Consider the following 18,668-nt stretch of genomic DNA (forward strand, 5'->3'; position numbering starts at 1 on the left):
AAGGCCCGGCGTTCGCCTCCCTAACGGGAGAGCAAGCTCAATTATCGGCCGGCGGGTTCACCTCGATGCTCGGCACCTCGACCGTGCGCTGCTCGGAGCCCACATCGACCGTGCCGACATTGACGTCCGCTTCCGGCATCTGGCCGCCGGAAACACTCACCTCGGGAAGCTGGCCTTCCTGCGTCACGTCCACATCCACCATCATGAACGCGATCCATGCCACCGCGACGACGATGACGAGGCCGATGATCCACCCAACTGCTCTACCCATGATACACCTTTACGCATTGCCGCCGCCGGATGAGCGGCTGGCTCGGCAGCGAAAACAACCGAGCCTGCGCATGGTTCCCGCAGGCAAGCGATCAGGGTGAACCGGGCAGATCACCGCGTGGCGGTGAAGGCCTGCGCGATACGCGCCTCCACGGAAGCCAGAAGAGCGCGCCCCCCCGCCAGTTCGCCGGTTCGTTCGGCGCGCGGGCCGTCCTGCGCCTCCTCCTCCGCCGGCGAGCCGAGCACGCCCTCGCCCCGCCGCAGCCGCTCGGCGATCCGCGATCTGGCCAAGGTCGCCGCCTGAGGAGCATCGGCAGCAAGGCCCGGTGACGACTGCGGCGCCGTGGCTTGCAGATCGGACGCTTCATCGCCGTGGGGCGCATCTGCGGGCGGGTTCAGAACCTGCGTCACGCCCTTCATCTCGTCCTGCAACTGGCCGAACGCGTCGATCAGGCCGGCCGAGACCTCATGGGTGCGCAAGGGGGCGAAGCGACGCCTTGTATCGGCCGGCATGTCCGGCTCGACGCGCGGCGTGCCTGTGAGCGCCGAAAGCGCGGGCTGCACCGTGGAGCCGCGATGCTCCTGCCGGGCGACTTCGGTGAGCAGGGCCAGCGGATCGAGCGTCGAGCGCTCCGCGGGCGGCCCATAAGCAGCCAGCATCATGTCGCGGGCCTCGTCGACCTCCTCGGGACTTGCATTGTTGGAGGCTGCGGCAGCATCGGCGACGATGCTGCCGACGATCTCGACCGTATCCCCGCCCTCCTTCGCCAGTTCGGCGATCAGGGCGCCTTCGTCCACCATGGGCGCGGGCGGCGGTGCGTCGCCGATCAGGTCGTCGAACGGCCAAGCCTCCTTCAGCTCGGCCACCGTCAGAGGCGAGACGTTGACGTCGATATCCGTCTTCGTGCCCTTCACGCGGTAAGGGCAGCTACGCGGCCCGCAATTGTGCATGGAGGCGAACTGCCAGAGGGCGTAGCTCGGCCATGTCTCTTCCGGGAAGAGGCCGGTGATGTCGTTGCGGTAGCGCGCATACCAGAGCGGCAGGCGCGACAGCAGCGGATACTTCTCCGCGTTCCGCGAGACGTATTCGGCCGTAGAGCCATTGGTGTAGAGCACCGGATAGCGCCCGAGGCGCACGCGGATCTGATCGGCGAAGATCTCCGCGTCCTCCAGCGACATCCACTTTTCGGGATCGTTGTCCTCGATGTCGATGGCGATCAATTCGTCAGGTTCGGGCTTGGCGAAATCGACGAAATGGTCGGCCTGCTCGCGCGGGTTGCCGGGCCGGCCGAGATGATAGGCACCCCATTTCAGACCCAGCATCTTGGCCATCTCGCGACGGGTGAAATACAGCTCCTGCGTGACCGAATATTTCCACCAGCGGTTCTTGCAAAGCCGCTCATCGTCGCCTGAAAGGCCACGGCAGGTCCAGGAGGGCGGCAGGCCGTCCGAGGCCTTGTTGATGAAGCCGGCGATCCGCTCGTCGCTGGTCATCTCGGCCCAGTTGATCGGGTTGAACTCATAGGCGTCGATGACGAGGGCGCGATCCTCGCTCTTCCACGGCTCGTTCCACTCCGCCTGGGCGCCCGGCGCCCCCATCAGAAGGCCGCCCACCGTCAGAGCGAAAGACCATCGGGCGGCGGCCGAAACGGCCGCGCTCAACTTCAGCATACAGGAGTTCCCCTCGTCGTCGCGCGGCAAGGCTCGAAGAGCCAGCGAAACTGGCTCCCCTGCCGGGCGATCTGCCCCATGCTTGGCACCCGCAAGGGGCAGCCGGATGCGTACAGAGATTTCCGTTCACGAAGCCCGCTCGGCGCTTCGCGACTGCGATAAGTGCTTTTGATGACGCAGGTTTTTGTCAACCTGCGGGCGCTGCAATCACGTTCCCGTGAGCGTGGAACGACCCGCTGTTCCGTTCACGAACCCACGAATCGAGAAGGCCAGCCACGGCTTGCGCCGGGCTGGCCTTCGAAACGGATGGCGTTCACAGATTCGGGAGGGCGGTCGTCAGCCAGCGATCTTCGAGAAGTCCGCGACGCGGTGGGTGGCAACCCGTATGCGAGATAGCAAAGCCAGTCGGTTAGCACGCAAGTCCTCATCTTCCGCATTAACGAGAACCGTTTCGAAAAACGCATCCGCAGGCGCCCGGAGGCGCGCCAGCGCTGCGGTGGCGTGGGGATAGCTCTCCGTGCTCAGGGCCTCGTCCAGCTCGATCTCGGCGCGATCGACGGCGCCTGCGAGGACGCGCTCCTCCTCTTCCACGAGGCGCGCAAGGTCGAGCTCCCCGGCAATGCGCGTGCCCTTCTTCTCCTCGGCGGCGAGAATGTTGGCGGCCCGGCGATAGGCGGCCAGAAGGTTCTGCCCGTCGGCCGACCCCAGCAACTGGCCCAGCGCCTCCACGCGCGTGGCGATATCCAGGAGGTCGTCATTGGCCCCGCCGCCCGCCTCGCCCGAAAGCACGGCATCCACCAGATCGTGGCGCGCGCCCTGCTCGCGAAGCTGCACCTTCAGCCGGTCATGGAAGAAGGACAGGAGGTCGCCGGAGGGGATGAGGCTGCCCAGCTTCACGCGGAGCGCGTTGTCGAGCACGATGCGGATGACGCCCAGCGCGGCGCGGCGCAGCGCATAGGGATCCTTCGACCCGGTCGGCTTCTCGTCGATGGCCCAGAAGCCCACCAGCGTGTCGAGCTTGTCGGCGAGCGCCACGGCGATGGCCACCGGCTCGGCCGGCACGCGGTCCCCGGGGCCGAGCGGCTTGTAATGGTCCTCGATGGCCGCCTGCACGCTTTCCGGCTCGCCTTGCAGGCCGGCATATTTGCGGCCCATCAGGCCCTGCAATTCGGGAAACTCGCCCACCGCCTCGGTCGTCAGATCCGCCTTGGCCAGAACGGCGGCGCGGGCGGCGAGCGCCGGATCGGCGCCGACGAGCGGGGCGATGGTTTGCGCCAGCGCCGCGATGCGCCGCACCCGCGCCCCTTGCGTGCCGAGCCGGGCGTGAAAGGTGACGCCGAGCGCGTCGAGCTTGGCCATGCGCTGGTCGAGAGGTTTGGCGAGATCGAGGCCCAGCGCCTCGCCGGACGTCTCGAGCGCGGCAAGGTCCGGCAGGTCCTGCTGGTCGGTCTGCCAGAAATAGAGCGCGTCGGAAAGGCGGGCGCGCACGACCTTGCCGTTGCCGCGCGCGATCTCCGCGCCGCCGTCATCCGCCTCGATATTGGCGACCAGCAGGAACTTGTTGGCCAGCCCCTCCTGCCCGTGCCGGCGCGTGACGAAGCATTTCTGGTTGGCGCGGATGGTCAGGCGGATCATCTCGGGCGGGATGGCGAGGAAGGCTTCCTCGAACTCGCCCATGAGCACCACGGGCCACTCCACGAGGCCGCAGACCTCCTCCAGGAGGCCTTCATCCTCCACCACGTCGAGGCCCTGCGCGAAGGCAAGGTTCTGCGCATCGGCGCGGATGATGGACTTGCGGCGCTCGGCATCCAGCACCACGCGCGCCTTTTCCAGCTTGGCGATATAGTCGTCGAAGCGCCGCACCTTGATCTCGCCCGGCGCGTGGAAGCGGTGGCCCACGGTCGTGTCGCCGGAGCGCACACCGGCGAACTCGAAATCCACCACCGCCGTCTCGCCCACCTCGGGCCCGAAAACGCACAGGATCGATTGCAGCGGGCGCACCCAGCGCGGCGAGCCGGGCTGGCGCGAGGCCGCGCCCCAGCGCATGGATTTCGGCCAGGGAAAATCGCGCAGGATAGCCGGCATCGCCTGCGCGACCACCTCCTCGGCGGTGCGGCCGGGCTTGTGAACCACGGCGACGTAGAACTTGCCCTTCTTGTCGGACTGGACCTGCGCCTCGTCGATAGAGGAGAGTCCCGCCGAGCGCAGGAAGCCCTCGATCGCCTTTTCCGGTGCGCCGACCTTGGGGCCCTTGCGCTCCTCGCGCATGTCCTTGGATCGCGCTTCGAGCCCGCGAATGTCGAGCGTCAGGCGACGAGGCGTCCAGTATTCGCGCGCGCCCTCATAGGTCAGCCCCGCCTCCACCAGCGCGTCGGTGACGAGCTTCCTCAGGTCACCCGCCGCCTTGCGCTGCATACGCGCGGGGATTTCTTCGGATCGAAGTTCGAGAAGCAGATCGGGCATCGAAAGCTACGCTATGAAAGGGTGTGCGATTGCACCGGCAAACACCACGCCCCTCGCCCGATTGCAAGCAACAGGCTCTAAAGCTGGCCTTCGAACGTGTCGCAGGCTTCCATGTCGCCGTTTTCATAGCCGCGCCGGAACCAGGTCTGCCGCTGCTCCGAAGTGCCATGGGTGAAGGAATCGGGCACCACCTCGCCCTGGCTGCGGCGCTGGAGCCTGTCGTCGCCGATCTGGCTCGCCGCATTCAGCGCCTCGTCGATATCACCGGCCTCCAGATAGCCGAGCCCGCCCACATCGTGCGCCCAGATGCCCGCGTAGCAATCGGCCTGAAGCTCGGTGAGCACCGAAACCCGGTTGGCGGAGGCCTGCGACATCTGCTGCCGCACCCGCTGCGTGCGGGGCAGGATGCCGGTGACGTTCTGCACGTGATGGCCCACCTCGTGAGCGATGACATAGGCCTGCGCGAACTCGCCCGGCGCGTCGAGATCCTGCGCGAGCTGCCGGAAGAAGCCGAGGTCGAGATAGAGGCTCTGGTCGGCGGGGCAGTAGAACGGCCCCGTCGCCGAGCCCGCGAAGCCGCAGCCGGAAGAGACGCTGTTGGTGAACAGCACCAGCGTCGGCTCCGGGTAGGTCTCGCCCATGGCCTGGAAGCGCGCGTTCCACACGTCCTCCGTATCGGCCAGCACGGTCGCGATGAAGTCGTCCGTCTCATCGGGCGTTCCCTGGATGCCCGGCCCGGTGGAGGAGGTCTGCTGCTGGCCCCCGCCATCGTCCATTCCGAGCAGAGCCAGCGGGTTGATGCCGAAGAACAGCCACATCGCACCGATGATCAGCAGGAAGCCGATGCCCCCGCCGCCGCCCGCGCGGATGGGGATGCGCATTCCCCCGCCCCGGCCGCCGGGAAAACCGCCCCCGCCGCTCCCGCGCCGGTCGGAGACATTGTTGCTCTGGCGACGGCCTCTCCACTGCATGGCACTTTTCCTTGTCTGCGGGACGAGACGAAACTAGCGCGCCGGCGCCGGACGGCGACGGGGGTCAGGCCGCAATCTTCGCGCCGCCCGCTTCCGTCAGCAGGAATGCCTCGCCGCAAGCCTTGGCCAGCGTGCGCACGCGCAGGATGTAGCTCTGCCGCTCCGTGACGGAGATCACGCCGCGCGCATCGAGGAGGTTGAACACGTGGCTGGCCTTGATGGCCTGGTCGTAGGCCGGCAGCACGCAGCGGTGCAGGGCGACGTTGGCCGAAGCCGAGGGCGCGCCGGCGGCCAGGATCGCCGCGCACTCCCGCTCCGCATCGTCGAAATGCTTCAGCAGCATCGCCGTGTCCGCGATCTCGAAATTGAAGCGCGAATATTCCTGCTCGGCCTGAAGGAAGACGTCGCCATACGTCACCTTCTCATCGCCCTCGCGGCCGTTGAAATTGAGGTCGTAGACGTTGTCGACATTCTGCACATACATGGCCAGACGCTCCAGCCCGTAGGTCAGCTCGCCCGCCACAGGCGCACATTCGATGCCGCAGACCTGCTGGAAATAGGTGAACTGCGACACCTCCATGCCGTCGCACCAGCACTCCCAGCCCAGCCCCCAGGCGCCCAGCGTCGGGCTTTCCCAGTCGTCCTCCACGAAGCGCACGTCGTGGCGGCCCGTATCGATGCCGATGGCCTTCAGAGAGCCGAGATAAAGCTCCTGCAGGTTGGTGGGATTCGGCTTCAGGATCACCTGATACTGGTAGTAATGCTGGAGACGGTTGGGATTCTCGCCGTAGCGCCCGTCCTTGGGGCGGCGCGAAGGCTGCACATAGGCCGCGTTCCACGATTTCGGCCCCAGCGCGCGAAGCGTCGTGGCCGGATGGAAGGTGCCTGCGCCCACCTCCATGTCGTAGGGCTGAAGCACGACGCAACCGTAATCGGCCCAGTAGCGATGCAGCGCGAGAATCAGCCCCTGGAAGGAGCGTTCGGGCCGCATATGCGGTGCGGGATCGGACATGGGAGCGCTTTCGGCTGGGAAACGGGCGGTCTGGCCGCTCGTTGCCACGGCGAGCCGCGAGGGGTCAATCCTTGCGGATGCGGTACACCCCGTCCTCGCCGCGCACCAGTGTGCCGTGGGCGCCGGTGCGCGTCTCCATCTCGGCGCGCCGGTTGCGTTCCATCACGCGCACGGCGTCCTTCTTCATCCGCTGCAAGCCGTAATAGGCGGCAGCGCCGACAATCCCTAGAAGCACAAACGGAGGCATGAGTTCGACCATGATGACCCTTCGCCTGCGACTATGTTGGGGGAGAACGGCGAAGTAAAGGCGACTGAGGACGCTCTTAGAGGCCGTAGCGCCCCCAGAGCGCCCGCTCCTCGGCCACGGACACCAGCGCCTCCACCGCGCCGCCTCCGAGGGCCGCCGGATCGGCGAGGATGCCGGGGCCGCCGGGCCGGGTGCCGAACAGGCTGCGCTTGGCCTGCATCACCACGGGCTTGGCCTTGGGCCCGTAGCGCTCGCGCAGGACCGAGCGAAGGTCGCCGAGGCGATCGACGAGGCCCAATTCCACGCCCCGGCCGCCGGACCAGAAGAGGCCGGTGAAGAGTTGCGGGTCATCGGAAAGCCGTGCACCCCGGCTCTCCTTCACCAGGTCGATGAAGACCTTGTGAATGTCGAGCTGAAGGCTTTTCAGATGCTCCACATCCTCCGGCCTCTCGGGCTTGAACGGGTCGAGCGTCGCCTTGTTCTGCCCGGCCGTGTGCAGGCGGCGCTCGACGCCGATCTTCCCCAGGAGGTCGACGAAGCCGAAACCGCCCGAAACCACGCCGATGGAGCCCACGATGGACGAGGGGTCCGCCACGATGACATCGCCCGCGCAGGCGATCATGTAGCCGCCGGACGCCGCCACGTCCTCGCAGAAGACGACGACCTCCTTGTTCTTCTCGGCCGCGAGGTCGCGGATGCGCTTGTGGATCAGCCTCGACTGCACCGGCGAGCCGCCGGGCGAATTGATCTGGATGGCGACGGCCGGCGCTGCCTTGTTAGCGAAGGCCCTTTCGAGAAGCGGCGCGACGGCGGCCATGGAAACGGTCTGCCGCAGCGGCCCGCCGCCGGCCATGATCGCCCCGTGAATCCGCACCACGGGAATGACCACCTCGTTCTTCCGGAAGCGCGCGGGAAGGAATCTCGTCAGGGAACTGGCCACGCAAGAACGCCTCTTGGTCGATTGTCGGTCGCGCCGATGTAGGGTTGCATCGGGCCGCTCGCTAGGCGGACAGGCCGTCGATCCGGTATTGCCCCGCCGAGATGGCGTCGAGCCTCTCCCGCCCGCCTTGCCCGAAGAGTTCGAGCCCCGGCAGGACGGCCATCTCCCGCCGCGAACCCTGCACGCCACTGACGAGCATTCGCGTCGCCGGGCCGGGCCGCGTGTGCACCGGCAGCACGGCCAGGGAGCCGAGGCGGTTGCGCGCGCCTTCCAGCACCGCGAGCAGGTCCGCCGGCCTGGCCAAAAGAGCCAGCCGGCCGCGAGGCTCGAGCAATGCCGCCGCGACCCGCACCCAGCGAACGAGAAAATCCTCATCCGGCGCGCTCAGCGCCGCGCGGCGCGGCGCGTCCGGCGAGGCGCGATGGCCGGCCGGGTAGAAGGGCGGATTGGTGAGGACGAGGCCGAACCCGCCATCGGGAAGCCCGGCCGCCTCCCGCGCCGGGCGCGGGGCCAGCGCGTCCATCTCGCAAACGTGAAGGCGGCCGGCCAGCGCCGCGTTCTGCGCCAGACCGAGCGAAGCCCGCGCCAGCCCCGCCATCGCCGCCTCCTTCTCCACCAAGGTCACATGCAGGCCCTGCGCCCGTGCCGCGGCGCCGATCCCCACGGCGCCGGCGCCGGCGCCGAGATCGGCCGCCCGCCCGCCCTGTGCCTCATCGACGCAGGCCGCCAGCAGCATCGCATCGAGGCCGGAGCGGTATCCCCAGCCATCCGGCTGAACCAGGTGGAACGCGCCGCCGAAAAAGGCATCGATCCGCGTGGGGCCGGTGTCAGGAAAGCTCATGGCCCAGATCGGCGTCCCTCAACAGGCGCCGCGCCTGGTCGAGGCGCTCCGCCTCCACCAGCACGCGGCGGGGCAGGACGCCGATGGAGCCGTCGAGCACGCTCATATGGCCATCCGCCACCATATGCGGGATGTCGGCGTCCTTCAGGAGGGCGTCCACGAAGGAGATGAGAACGGCGTCGGTGGTGCGCAGGAGCTCGAGCATCAGCGAGGTGTCCTCCGATTCGCGCCCGGCCGCAAGCGAGCCTTTGCTTTCTGTGCCCTTGCCGCCCGGCCTGTGGGCAGCTATCCCCCGCTCCAGCAATGGAGGTTCGTCGTGAGCGCAGCCACACCCCTCGCCCAAGACCGGCGGCGTGCGTCGATCGAAGGGATCGTCGGCCTCACCCGCCCGGACATGGAGCGCGTCAACGCGTTGATCCTGTCGATGGCGGGGTCGAATGTCGAACTGATCCCCCGGATCGCGGAGCACCTGATTTCCTCTGGCGGCAAGCGTCTGCGCCCCATGCTGACCATCGCCTCGGCCCTCGCCTTCGGCTACGAGGGCGGCAATCACGTCAAGCTCGCCGCCAGCGTGGAGTTCCTGCACACCGCGACCCTGCTGCACGACGACGTGGTGGACGAAAGCGACCTGCGGCGCGGCACCGAGACGGCGCGCACGATCTGGGGCAACCAGGCGAGCGTGCTGGTGGGCGACTATCTGCTCGGCCAGGCCTTCAAGATGATGGTGGAGGTCGGCTCGATGCGCGCGCTCGCCATCCTCTCCAACGCCTCGGCCGTGATCGCGGAGGGCGAGGTCTGGCAGCTTTCCGCCGCCAAGCACATGACGACCAGCGAGGCCGATTATCTCGCCGTGATCGACGCCAAGACGGCCGCTCTCTTCGCCGCTGCCACGGAGGTCGGCCCCGTCATCGCCGGGGCGGACGAGGCCATGCAGGTGGCGATGCGCCGCTACGGGCGAGACCTCGGCCTCGCCTTCCAGCTCGTGGACGACGTGCTGGACTATGATGGCTCGGCCCAGGCGCTCGGCAAGAATGTCGGCGACGACTTCCGCGAGGGCAAGATCACGCTTCCCGTGATCCTCGCCTTCGCCAGGGGTGACGAGGGCGAGCGCGCCTTCTGGCGCCGCGCGATGGAGGAAGGGCGCAACGACGACGCGGCGCTCGAGGAGGCCGCCGCCCTCCTGCGCCGCCACGGCGCGCTGGAGGAAACGAAGGCGCGGGCGCGCGGCTACGGCGCGAGCGCGCGCGAAGCGGTGGAGAGCCTGCCGCCGTCTCCCGCCCGCCAGGCGCTGGCCGATGTGGTCGATTTCTGCATAGACCGGATCGTTTGACCGGGCCCGGCCGTAAAAACGTCACTCTGGGCGCCGATTCTGACATCTGCACGCCTGCCGGCGCTCCCAATTCGCGGGCACGCGGTGCAAAATGCCTGAAAGCCGGATTCCTCGGCGTGCTCGACCTTTCTGGAAGGGACAAATTCGTGCGGACATTGCGCATTTCTCGCTTGGCGCTTGCCGCCGCCCTGGCCGCGGGCATGGCGTCGACCGCAGCGGGCGCGGCCAGCGAACCCGTTGAGAGCGCGCAGCCCGCGCGGGCCACCGGCGACGTGCAGTCCCTCCCCGGCGCTTATCTTGCCGCCAAGGCCGCGCAGTCGGAAGGCGCGCTGGATGTGGCGACGGACTATTTCGACCTCGCCCTCGAGTTCGATCCCGACTCCGACCTGCTGCGGCAGGAGGCCATGTTCGCCTTCCTCGCCGACGGTCGCTTCGACGATGGCGTGGCTCTGGCCGCCGAGCTGCGCGACGATCCCGACGCGGGCAAGGTCGCGCGGATCGCGCTCGGCCTCGCCGCCCTGCGCGACGCAAGGGCGCAGGAGGCGGTGGAGCAGCTCGCCATCTCCGACCCCAGCGAGCTCGACAGCCTGCTCGTGGGCCATCTGGCCGCTTGGGCGGAGGCCGGCGACGGCCGCTTCGATGACGCGATCAAGCGGGTGGACGAGATCAACGGCGCGCCGTGGTTCGCGATCTTCAACCTCTACCAGAAGGGGCTTCTGGCCGAGTTGCAAGGCGAGCCGGCCGAGGCGCGCCGGGTGCTGACCCTGCTTCTCGACGACGCCGCCTCCGTCCAGACCTCGCCGGATGCCTATCTGGCCGCCGCCGAGGCGCTGGCCCGGGTGGAAGCGCGCGCGGGCGACGAGGCGGCGGCGCTGGCCGCGGCCGAGCGCGGGCTGGAACTGGCCCCCACCTACGACCCGCTCCTGCATCTTCGCGGGCAGATCGAGGCCGGCGAGGAGATCGCTCCCACGCTGGCCTCCGCCCGCGACGGCGCGGCCGAGGCGCTGTACATCCTCGGCCAGGCGATCAATCGCGGCGACGGGCAGCAGGTCGCGCTCCTGTATTTCCAGTTCGCGCAGGCGGTGGCGGACACCTCCTCGCCCAAGCTCCTCACGGCCCTGGCCGGCATTGCCGAGCGCGCGAGCCGGATCGATCTGGCCATCTCCTATTACGAGCAGATTCCCGAAACCTCACCCTACCGGCGCACGGCCGAACTCCAGATGGGCCTCGACCTCTGGTATGCCGACCGTAAGGAGGAATCCCTGAAGCATCTGGAGCGGGCGGTCGCGGCCTATCCGGACGATTTGCAGGCGCATCTGGCGCTCTCCGACGTCCTGTCCGCCAGCAAGGAATATGCGCGCGCGGCCGAGATCCTGGAGCGGGCGCTGAAGATCGCGCCCGAGGACGGGGCGAACAACTGGAACATCTACTACCAGCGCGGCATCGCCTATGAGCGCCTGAAGGAGTGGGACAAGGCCGAGCCCAATTTCCGCCGGGCGCTGGAGCTTTCGCCCAACCAGCCGCAGGTGCTGAACTATCTCGGCTACTCCTGGGTGGACATGAACCGCAATCTCGAGGAGGGCCTCGAGATGATCCGCACCGCCGTCGACCTGCGGCCCAACGACGGCTACATCATCGATTCGCTCGGTTGGGCCTATTACCGGCTGGAGCGCTTCGAGGAGGCGGTGGAGCAACTGGAGCGCGCCGTGCTCATCACCCCCGCCGACCCCACGATCAACGACCATCTGGGCGATGCCTACTGGCGCGTCGGGCGCGAGCGCGAAGCCCGCTTCCAGTGGGAGCGCGCACTGAGGGGCACGCCAGAGCCCGAGCCGGACGTGGCGGAGAAGATTCGCGCCAAGCTGGCCGACGGGCTCGGCCCGGTGGGCTCCGACGTCGGGCACGAGAACGAGGCGCCTGCCGAGCGGGCCGCGAACACGCCGGCCGAGCAGGGCGACGCCAGCCGCCCCAACTGAGGCCGGCATGGACGCCTCTTCCATGACGGGCGCGGCGGCGCACGACTTGCTCGCCCCTGCCAAGATCAATCTGTCGCTGCATGTCGTCGGCCGCCGGGCCGACGGTTATCATCTTCTGGATGGGCTGGTGGTCTTCGCGCGCGAGGGCGACCGGCTCATCGCCCGGCCCGCCGCGCAGGACGAGTTGCAGGTGCGCGGGCCTTTCGCGGCCCATGTTCCCGTTGCCGGCAACAGCCTTTTCAAGGCCCTGGAGCTGGCGCGCGAGATCGCCCGCGCGCGCGGCATCACGATTCCCGCCCTTTCGCTGACGCTGGAGAAGAACCTGCCCGTCGCCTCGGGCATCGGGGGCGGGTCCTCGGATGCGGCCTCGCTCATGCGCCATCTGGGCGTGCTCCATCCCTCGCTGGCCGCCGAGATCGCAAGCGCCTCCATCCGTCTCGGCGCGGACGTGCCGATGTGCCTGGCGGGCCGCCCCGTGCGCATTCGCGGGATCGGCGAGGTGCTGGAACCGCTGGCCGCCCTGCCGGCCCTGCCGATGGTCCTCGTCAATCCGGGCATCGCGATGGAGACGCCCGCCGTCTTCCGGGCGCTGGCCGGGCGTGTCGCGCACGAGCCCCCGCCCCTTCCCGCCGGCGGCTTTCAGGATATTGCCGCGCTCGCCTCCTATCTCGCCACCTGCCGCAATGATCTGGAGGAGCCGGCGCGGCGCCTCGTGCCTGCGATCTCCACGGTCGTGGAAGAGCTGACCGCCACAGGGCCGCTGCTGGCACGCATGTCGGGTTCGGGCGCGAGTGTCTTCGGCCTCTATGCGAGCGAAGCCGAAGCGGCGCGCGCGGCGCATGCCATCGCGCGGAACCGGCCCCGATGGTGGGTGCGCGCCACGCGAAGCGAGGAGACGAGAGCTTGAGCACCGATGATCGCCCCTTCATCGCCCTGTCCATCGCGGTCCTCACCGTGTCGGACACCCGCACCATGGACGACGACCGTTCCGGCGGGACACTCGCGGCGCGGATCGCGGAGGCCGGGCACCGCGTGGCCGACCGGCGGATCGTGCCGGACGATGTCGAGGCGATCCGCGAAACGGTGGTGGCCTGGACGAAGGATCCGGCCGTGGACGTCGTCCTGACGACGGGCGGCACAGGCTTTACCGGCCGCGACGTGACGCCCGAGGCGCTGGAGCCGCTGTTCGACAAGCGGATGGACGGCTTCTCCGCCGTCTTCCACCGCATTTCCTTCGACAAGATCGGGGTTTCGACCATCCAGTCCCGCGCCACGGCCGGCCTGGTGAACGCGACCTTCGTCTTCGCGCTGCCCGGCTCTCCCGGCGCCTGCCGCGATGGCTGGGACCATATCCTCAAGGACCAGCTCGACTACCGCCACCGGCCCTGCAATTTCGTGGAAATCATGCCGAGGCTGGACGAGCACCTGCGCCGGGACGGACGTTCCGCCTGAAGGCGCGGGAGAGGCTCAGCGGGGCCTGACGAAGGCCTCTGGCGGTCGCTCTCAGCGCCGCTCGGGAGCGGCCTGCGTCAGCCCCACGTCGATCCGCACGGCCGCCCAGGAGCGAGCAAGATCCGCCAGCGTGGGCGAGGCGCCCCGCGCCTCGACGAGGAGACGCTTGGGTGCGAGGACGCCCGAAGCGAGACTGGCGGGCCCTCGCAGGGGGAGTGCAAAGGCCAGGAAGCGGCTGCGGGAGAAGCTGGCGGGCCGCCCTCGGCCGGACGCGATGTGAAGCGCCACCGCATCGGTCCACCCCTGCCCGAGCCGCGCGCCGGCGGAGAGAAGCAGCACCCACTCCCCCTTGGCGCCGAGGAGGGCGGCCGAAAGATCGGGCGGACGGCAGATGGAGCAGCCGGCATGATCGGCCACCACGCGCGCCTGCTCTCCCATCCCCTCGTCCACGACCGTCACATCGCGCAACAGCCCCTCCACCGCACCGGGCACGAGGCTCGCTAGGGTCGAAGCGAGGCGGGCGGGCTCATCCCGCGACTGGATGAAGGCGCTGAGCATGGCCACCCGATTAACCGAGGACGCCCCCTTGCGCCAGCAAAAGCGGCACACCATTTTTGTTCTTGTATTGTTCTTTTGTTCGCGTTAGGACTTTGTTCACAACAGCCAAGGGAGTGTTCCCATGCAGGAGATCGCGACGGCCGACAAGGCCGCCTTCTCCCGGGCGAACGGGATCGACATCGCCAACCGAATGGTCGAGGAGTCCGGCCTGCGCGTGGGGATGGACCGTCGGCGCGGCCGTGGCGCGGGGCTGAACCCCAGCGGTCGCTTCGAGCCTTTCGCCCGCGCGGCCTTCGACGATGGCTGGGGCACGATCGAGGACTTGCCGCCCTTCAGGACGGAGGTTCAGGTCGAGAAACCGAAGACGATCATCACGCGGAACGCATCGCCCGATATTTCCTTCGACCGCTCGATCAACCCCTATCGCGGCTGCGAGCACGGCTGCGTCTATTGCTTCGCCCGGCCCACGCACGCCTATATGGGCATGTCGCCCGGCCTCGATTTCGAATCGCGCCTGTTCGTGAAGCCGAACGCGCCTGAGCTTCTGGAGGCGGAGCTTTCGAAGCCCGGCTACGAGGTGAAGTCGATCGCCATCGGCACGAACACCGATCCTTACCAGCCGATCGAGAAGAAGTGGGGCGTCATGCGCCGTATTCTCGAGGTGCTGGAGGCGGCGAATCATCCGGTCGGCATCGTGACGAAGTCCGCCCTCGTCACGCGCGACATCGACATTCTCTCCCGGATGGCGGCCAAGGGCCTGGTGCGCGTGGCGCTGTCGGTGACGACGCTCGACCGGAAGCTGGCCCGCGTGATGGAGCCGCGCGCGGCAACGCCGGCCAAGCGCTTCGAAACCGTGAAGGCCCTCAGCGAGGCCGGCATTCCCACCATGGTCATGACCGCACCGATCATTCCGGGCCTGACCGATTGCGAGATCGAGCGACTGCTGGAGGCGGCGCACGCAGCCGGGGCGCGCCACGCCGGCTATGTGCTGCTGCGCCTGCCGCTGGAGGTTTCGCCGCTCTTCAAGGACTGGCTGCTGCGCCACTACCCGGATCGATACCGCCACGTCCTGAACCTTCTGCGTTCCATGCGAGACGGCAAGGATTACGACGCGGAATGGGGCAAGCGGATGCGCGGCAGCGGCCCCTACGCCATGCAGATCCGCCGGCGCTTCGAGCTGGCCTCCAGGCGCCTCGGCCTCGATCAGGAGCGCGCGCCCTTGCGCTGCGATTTGTTTCACGCGCCGAAGAGCGCGGGAGTGCAACTCGCCCTCCTCTAGCACTCGATTGCCTCCGGCGTTCCTCGTCGCCGGTGGCAAGCCTTCCGCCCGCCTATGGGCGGAAGGCTTGCGGAGAATCGGACGATGGAAGAGTCTCGCCGCAACATGACTCGCCCTTGCTCCGATTCTCCGCTCCTCCCTTCCCTGCCCGTCCCCGGCGAGCCGGCGTCGCCTTTGCCTCATCCGGGACCGGATTACGCCCTGGAGGAGGCCCGGCTGGCCCGTGGCGCCCGGCTTGTCGCGGGTATCGACGAAGCCGGGCGCGGTCCGCTGGCCGGCCCGGTCGTCACCGCGGCAGTCATCCTGAAGGCGGGCGCGATTCCCGACGGGCTGGACGATTCCAAGAAGATGGCGCCAGAGGATCGCGAGCGCCTGTTTCCGGAAATCCTGCGCTGGGCGACCGTATCGGTCGCCTCGTCGAGCGCGGGCGAGATCGATCGCCTGAACATCCGCCAGGCGACGCTGCTGGCCATGTGCCGCGCCTTTGCCGGCCTGGGAACCGCGCCCTGCCATGCGCTGATCGACGGGCGCGACGTGCCCTTGCCGCTGCTGGCCAAGGCGAGCGCGATCGTCGGCGGGGATGCGCGAAGCCTCTCCATCGCCGCCGCCTCCATCGTCGCCAAGGTGACGCGCGACCGGATCATGGCCCGCTTGTGCGCCAGCTTTCCGGCGTACGGTTTCAGCCGCCACATGGGCTACGCGACGAAGCAGCATCTTGGAGCCCTGGAGCAGCATGGCCCCTGCCCCTACCACCGCATGAGCTTCCGCCCCATCAGGCCGCCGGAATCGCTGCTCGTCTGAGCGCGGTCGCCCGGCCCATGCCCCGCAAACGAAAACGCCGGCTCGAAAGCCGGCGTTTTCGTAGATGATACGGGGCTCGAACGTCAGTTCAGACGACGGCGAACTTCCTCGATGGAGCGCTCGGTGGTGCCCGTGTCCGCTCCGAGATTCCTGTCGGAGATGACGCCCGCCGCCGCCTGGATGGCGAGGTTGACGGCCGCGGCGCGAACCTCCGCGATGGCGTCGGATTCGGCCTGCGCGATCTTCAGCTCGGCCGTGCGCGTGCGGCGGGTGATGTATTCGGCGCTCTTGGCGCGCGCCTCCTCCACGATCGCCTGCGCGTCACGCTCGGCCCCGGCCACGATGTCGCGCGCCTCGGCCTCGGCCTCGCGGCGGCGGCGCTGATATTCGGCAAGCTGCTGCTTGGCCTCTTCCTTCAGCTCCCGCGCTTCATCGAGTTCGCGGCGGATACGCTCCGCACGCTCGTCCAGCGACTTCGACACGAGTTTCGGCACGCCGAGATAGGCGACGAGGGCGAGGAAGAGAACGAGCCCGACGAGAGCCCAAAAGCTGGAATCTTCAAGCATCGCGCTTCTCCTGGCCTGCACCCGCCGCCTTCACCGCATTGGCCACTTCCTCACGGGAAACGTCGAGCCGGGTCAGTTCGGTGATGATCGCCTGGGCCGTTTCCTCGGCGATGGTATCGACATCGGCCAGGGCCTTGGCCTTGATCTCCGCGATCCGGCCTTGAGCGCTTTCCAGCTTCTGGTCAAGTTCGGCTTCGTTGCGCTTGCGCTCCGCATCCGCGTCCGCACGGGCGCTGTCGCGCGCGTCCTGGGCGATCTTGTGGGAGCGTTCGCGCGCTTCGGCCAGATCCTGCTCATAGGCCGCCTGCGCCTCGTCGGCGTCGGCGCGCATCCGGTGCGCGGCATCGAGGTCGAGCGCGATTCGGTCACGCCGGTTCTCGATGATCCCGGCCAGACGCGGAACGAGCGTCTTGGACATGACCCAGTAGAGCAGGCCGAAGGTAATCGCCAGCCAGAGAATCTGGGAGGCAAAGAATTCGCTCTCGAGCGGCGGGAATCCGCCGGTTTCGAGTTCTTCGACGAGGATGGCCTCGGCGGTGGGCGGCGGAGGGCCGTCCGTTACGACCGGAGCCTCACCGACCGTCGGCGCCTCTGTCTGCGCAAGTGCGTCACGGACAAACATCTGTCACTCCGGCGATACGGGCCGGCCGCCCAGCGTTGGGCGGCCGGATGCACAATCCTCTGATTCGTCGATCAGACGAAGAGGAGGAGCAGCGCGATCAGCAGCGAGAAGATGCCGAGAGCTTCCGTCACGGCGAAGCCGAAGACGAGGCGGCCGAACTGGCCATCCGCTGCCGAGGGGTTGCGCAGAGCGCCCGTGAGGAAGCTCGAGAAGATATTGCCGAGGGCGAGCGCCGTGCCGGCCATGCCGAAGGTGGCAAGGCCCGCGCCGATGTAACGTGCAGCTTCCGCTTCCATAGTAAACTCCTTCGATTGGATTGTGCGGGTGATGGCGCGGCGAACGCCGCGCAACTCTGTCGTCAATGATGCACGTGAAGCGCGTCGTTGAGATACATGCAGGTCAGGACCGCGAAGACATAGGCTTGCAGGAACGAGACCAGGAATTCCAGCGCGGTGATCGCGATCGTCATGATCAGCGGCAGCACCGCACCGAAGATGCCGACCGCCCCGAGGCTGCCCAGCGAGATGATGAAGCCGGCGAACACCTTGAGCGTAATGTGCCCGGCCAGCATGTTGGCGAAGAGACGCACCGAGAGCGAGACGGGCCGCGAGAGAAACGAGATCACCTCGATCAGCGACACGAAGGGGACCACTGCGGCCGGCACGCCCGAGGGAATGAAGATGCGGAACCAGCCGAGGCCATGATGCCAGATGCCGTAGACCACGACGGTGCCGATCACCAGCATGGCCAGCGAGAAGGTGACGATGATGTGGCTCGTCACCGTGAAGAAATAAGGGAACATCCCGAAGAGGTTGGCGACGAGAATGAAGAGGAAGAGCGAGAAGACGAAGGGGAAGAATCGCATCCCGTCCGACCCAGCGCCGTCGCGCAGCATCTTGGCGATGAATTCATAGGCCAGCTCCGACACCGACTGCGAGGCGCTGGGCACCAGCCCGCGACCACGCGTGGACCAGAACAGGAAGGCCGTCGTAACGGCGACCGTGGCGACCATGAAAAGGGAGGAATTCGTAAAGGAGAAATCGACACCGCCGATTTCGATCGGGACAAGCCGAGAAATCTCGAATTGATGAAGCGGATCGGTCGCCAAACGTCAGGTCCTCTCGTCTCGTGCCTCTCGCGGGCGCCACTCCCTTAACGTCCCGGCCCCCTCTTCGCAACACCCTGCACTCATCAATCCCGGTCCGGGGCCTTATCCTCGCCGCTCTTTGGCGGGGTGGAGGAAGCGGCGCCGCGCACCACGTTGAGAATACCGGCGCCGAACCCGAGAAACAGGAAGATGATCAGCGCGAAGGGACTGGTGCCCAGAAAATGGTCGATCCCGTAGCCGAGAAGCGCACCCACGGCGATGCCGGAGATGAACTCGCTGGCGATCTTGAGCCCCTGAGCCATGCCTTGCATGGAGCCCTGCCCACCCTTGGCCGCACGGGCCTCCACCTCGCGGCGGGTCAGATGCTGGTTCAGGCGCTCATCCAGCGAAGCGCGGCGCGCGCGCCATTGCGCGTCCGTCAGCGGCTCGCCCTCGGGCGGAGAATCGGTGTCCCTGTCGCTCATCCCGCGCTCCCGGATACGGCCCGGCCATGAGGCCGGCCCGGCGTTCCCGCGATTGTCACGAGAGGCGGGGAAAGGTCAAACCCGATCGGCCCGGTGC

21 protein-coding genes are annotated in these 18,668 nt (G+C 67.9%); 6 read left to right on the plus strand and 15 right to left on the minus strand.

Annotated features, from left to right (window positions below):
- Positions 1-37: 37 nt before the first annotated feature.
- From J7654_RS14775 to J7654_RS18375, 9 genes are all read right to left on the minus strand, one after another.
- On the minus strand, positions 38-271 hold the full coding sequence (locus tag J7654_RS14775; RefSeq protein WP_209736639.1) for a hypothetical protein: 234 nt from the start codon (positions 269-271) through the stop codon (positions 38-40).
- 110 nt (positions 272-381) lie between these two features.
- Positions 382-1,941 carry a glycoside hydrolase family 25 protein gene (locus J7654_RS14780; RefSeq protein WP_245195514.1) on the minus strand — a complete coding sequence of 520 codons (1,560 nt, stop codon included), beginning with the start codon at positions 1,939-1,941 and terminating at the stop codon, positions 382-384.
- A 336-nt stretch (positions 1,942-2,277) separates the two neighbouring features.
- The gene (glyS, locus tag J7654_RS14785; protein ID WP_209736640.1) at positions 2,278-4,404 is read right to left on the minus strand and encodes a glycine--tRNA ligase subunit beta; all 2,127 of its coding nucleotides are present in this window, start codon (positions 4,402-4,404) and stop codon (positions 2,278-2,280) included.
- 77 nt (positions 4,405-4,481) lie between these two features.
- The gene (ypfJ, locus tag J7654_RS14790) at positions 4,482-5,375 is read right to left on the minus strand and encodes a KPN_02809 family neutral zinc metallopeptidase (RefSeq protein WP_209736641.1); all 894 of its coding nucleotides are present in this window, start codon (positions 5,373-5,375) and stop codon (positions 4,482-4,484) included.
- Positions 5,376-5,439: 64 nt separating this feature from the next.
- Entirely contained in the window at positions 5,440-6,387 is a 948-nt protein-coding gene (locus J7654_RS14795) for a glycine--tRNA ligase subunit alpha (RefSeq protein ID WP_209736642.1), read from the minus strand.
- Between the two features lie 64 nt (positions 6,388-6,451).
- Positions 6,452-6,646, minus strand: coding sequence for a hypothetical protein (locus tag J7654_RS14800; protein ID WP_209736643.1), 195 nt, complete (start codon positions 6,644-6,646; stop codon positions 6,452-6,454).
- Between the two features lie 64 nt (positions 6,647-6,710).
- A complete protein-coding gene (locus J7654_RS14805; RefSeq protein ID WP_209736644.1) occupies positions 6,711-7,574 on the minus strand; it encodes a S49 family peptidase in 864 nt (287 codons plus the stop codon).
- A 61-nt stretch (positions 7,575-7,635) separates the two neighbouring features.
- Positions 7,636-8,415 (minus strand): methyltransferase, encoded by a 780-nt coding sequence (locus J7654_RS14810; RefSeq protein WP_209736645.1) that lies wholly within the window; start codon positions 8,413-8,415, stop codon positions 7,636-7,638.
- Positions 8,402-8,620 carry a putative signal transducing protein gene (locus J7654_RS18375; RefSeq protein ID WP_245195515.1) on the minus strand — a complete coding sequence of 73 codons (219 nt, stop codon included), beginning with the start codon at positions 8,618-8,620 and terminating at the stop codon, positions 8,402-8,404. The genes J7654_RS14810 and J7654_RS18375 overlap by 14 nt, the downstream gene beginning before the upstream one ends.
- A gap of 111 nt (positions 8,621-8,731) precedes the next feature.
- Between J7654_RS18375 and J7654_RS14815 the strand changes: the two genes are divergently transcribed.
- From J7654_RS14815 to moaB, 4 genes are all read left to right on the plus strand, one after another.
- Positions 8,732-9,745 (plus strand): polyprenyl synthetase family protein, encoded by a 1,014-nt coding sequence (locus J7654_RS14815; protein WP_245195516.1) that lies wholly within the window; start codon positions 8,732-8,734, stop codon positions 9,743-9,745.
- Between the two features lie 200 nt (positions 9,746-9,945).
- Positions 9,946-11,721, plus strand: coding sequence for a tetratricopeptide repeat protein (locus J7654_RS14820; protein WP_245195517.1), 1,776 nt, complete (start codon positions 9,946-9,948; stop codon positions 11,719-11,721).
- Between the two features lie 7 nt (positions 11,722-11,728).
- Positions 11,729-12,628 (plus strand): 4-(cytidine 5'-diphospho)-2-C-methyl-D-erythritol kinase, encoded by a 900-nt coding sequence (locus tag J7654_RS14825; protein WP_245195518.1) that lies wholly within the window; start codon positions 11,729-11,731, stop codon positions 12,626-12,628.
- A complete protein-coding gene (moaB, locus tag J7654_RS14830) occupies positions 12,625-13,173 on the plus strand; it encodes a molybdenum cofactor biosynthesis protein B (protein WP_245195519.1) in 549 nt (182 codons plus the stop codon). The genes J7654_RS14825 and moaB overlap by 4 nt, the downstream gene beginning before the upstream one ends.
- Before the next feature lie 51 nt (positions 13,174-13,224).
- On the opposite strand, the gene J7654_RS14835 is transcribed toward moaB, so the two are convergent.
- Positions 13,225-13,737, minus strand: a complete 513-nt coding sequence (locus J7654_RS14835) for a glycosyltransferase family protein (protein WP_209736649.1) — start codon at positions 13,735-13,737, stop codon at positions 13,225-13,227.
- 115 nt (positions 13,738-13,852) lie between these two features.
- Between J7654_RS14835 and J7654_RS14840 the strand changes: the two genes are divergently transcribed.
- Both J7654_RS14840 and J7654_RS14845 read left to right on the plus strand, forming a co-directional pair.
- Positions 13,853-15,010 (plus strand): PA0069 family radical SAM protein, encoded by a 1,158-nt coding sequence (locus tag J7654_RS14840; protein WP_209736650.1) that lies wholly within the window; start codon positions 13,853-13,855, stop codon positions 15,008-15,010.
- A 105-nt stretch (positions 15,011-15,115) separates the two neighbouring features.
- A complete protein-coding gene (locus J7654_RS14845) occupies positions 15,116-15,811 on the plus strand; it encodes a ribonuclease HII (protein WP_209736651.1) in 696 nt (231 codons plus the stop codon).
- Positions 15,812-15,894: 83 nt separating this feature from the next.
- Here J7654_RS14845 and J7654_RS14850 read toward each other — a convergent pair whose 3' ends face one another.
- The 5 genes from J7654_RS14850 to J7654_RS14870 form a co-directional block, all read right to left on the minus strand.
- Positions 15,895-16,377 carry a F0F1 ATP synthase subunit B family protein gene (locus J7654_RS14850; protein WP_209736652.1) on the minus strand — a complete coding sequence of 161 codons (483 nt, stop codon included), beginning with the start codon at positions 16,375-16,377 and terminating at the stop codon, positions 15,895-15,897.
- Positions 16,370-16,999, minus strand: a complete 630-nt coding sequence (locus J7654_RS14855; protein ID WP_209736653.1) for a F0F1 ATP synthase subunit B — start codon at positions 16,997-16,999, stop codon at positions 16,370-16,372. The genes J7654_RS14850 and J7654_RS14855 overlap by 8 nt, the downstream gene beginning before the upstream one ends.
- Positions 17,000-17,070: 71 nt before the next feature.
- A complete protein-coding gene (locus J7654_RS14860; RefSeq protein ID WP_209736654.1) occupies positions 17,071-17,295 on the minus strand; it encodes a F0F1 ATP synthase subunit C in 225 nt (74 codons plus the stop codon).
- 62 nt (positions 17,296-17,357) lie between these two features.
- Positions 17,358-18,107, minus strand: a complete 750-nt coding sequence (locus J7654_RS14865) for a F0F1 ATP synthase subunit A (protein WP_209736655.1) — start codon at positions 18,105-18,107, stop codon at positions 17,358-17,360.
- Positions 18,108-18,190: 83 nt separating this feature from the next.
- On the minus strand, positions 18,191-18,571 hold the full coding sequence (locus J7654_RS14870; protein ID WP_209736656.1) for an AtpZ/AtpI family protein: 381 nt from the start codon (positions 18,569-18,571) through the stop codon (positions 18,191-18,193).
- Positions 18,572-18,668 lie beyond the last annotated feature (97 nt).

The organism is Aureimonas populi (assembly GCF_017815515.1).
Classification (GTDB): Bacteria; Pseudomonadota; Alphaproteobacteria; order Rhizobiales; family Rhizobiaceae; genus Aureimonas; species Aureimonas populi.

Coding starts and splice junctions, on each gene's coding strand:
- J7654_RS14775 (WP_209736639.1), bottom strand. CDS start 271: ATGGGTAGAGCAGTTGGGTGGATCATCGGCCTCGTCATCGTCGTCGCG.
- J7654_RS14780 (WP_245195514.1), bottom strand. CDS start 1,941: ATGCTGAAGTTGAGCGCGGCCGTTTCGGCCGCCGCCCGATGGTCTTTC.
- glyS (WP_209736640.1), bottom strand. CDS start 4,404: ATGCCCGATCTGCTTCTCGAACTTCGATCCGAAGAAATCCCCGCGCGT.
- ypfJ (WP_209736641.1), bottom strand. CDS start 5,375: ATGCAGTGGAGAGGCCGTCGCCAGAGCAACAATGTCTCCGACCGGCGC.
- J7654_RS14795 (WP_209736642.1), bottom strand. CDS start 6,387: ATGTCCGATCCCGCACCGCATATGCGGCCCGAACGCTCCTTCCAGGGG.
- J7654_RS14800 (WP_209736643.1), bottom strand. CDS start 6,646: ATGGTCGAACTCATGCCTCCGTTTGTGCTTCTAGGGATTGTCGGCGCT.
- J7654_RS14810 (WP_209736645.1), bottom strand. CDS start 8,415: ATGAGCTTTCCTGACACCGGCCCCACGCGGATCGATGCCTTTTTCGGC.
- J7654_RS18375 (WP_245195515.1), bottom strand. CDS start 8,620: ATGCTCGAGCTCCTGCGCACCACCGACGCCGTTCTCATCTCCTTCGTG.
- J7654_RS14820 (WP_245195517.1), top strand. CDS start 9,946: ATGGCGTCGACCGCAGCGGGCGCGGCCAGCGAACCCGTTGAGAGCGCG.
- J7654_RS14825 (WP_245195518.1), top strand. CDS start 11,729: ATGGACGCCTCTTCCATGACGGGCGCGGCGGCGCACGACTTGCTCGCC.
- J7654_RS14840 (WP_209736650.1), top strand. CDS start 13,853: ATGCAGGAGATCGCGACGGCCGACAAGGCCGCCTTCTCCCGGGCGAAC.
- J7654_RS14845 (WP_209736651.1), top strand. CDS start 15,116: ATGACTCGCCCTTGCTCCGATTCTCCGCTCCTCCCTTCCCTGCCCGTC.
- J7654_RS14850 (WP_209736652.1), bottom strand. CDS start 16,377: ATGCTTGAAGATTCCAGCTTTTGGGCTCTCGTCGGGCTCGTTCTCTTC.
- J7654_RS14855 (WP_209736653.1), bottom strand. CDS start 16,999: ATGTTTGTCCGTGACGCACTTGCGCAGACAGAGGCGCCGACGGTCGGT.
- J7654_RS14860 (WP_209736654.1), bottom strand. CDS start 17,295: ATGGAAGCGGAAGCTGCACGTTACATCGGCGCGGGCCTTGCCACCTTC.
- J7654_RS14870 (WP_209736656.1), bottom strand. CDS start 18,571: ATGAGCGACAGGGACACCGATTCTCCGCCCGAGGGCGAGCCGCTGACG.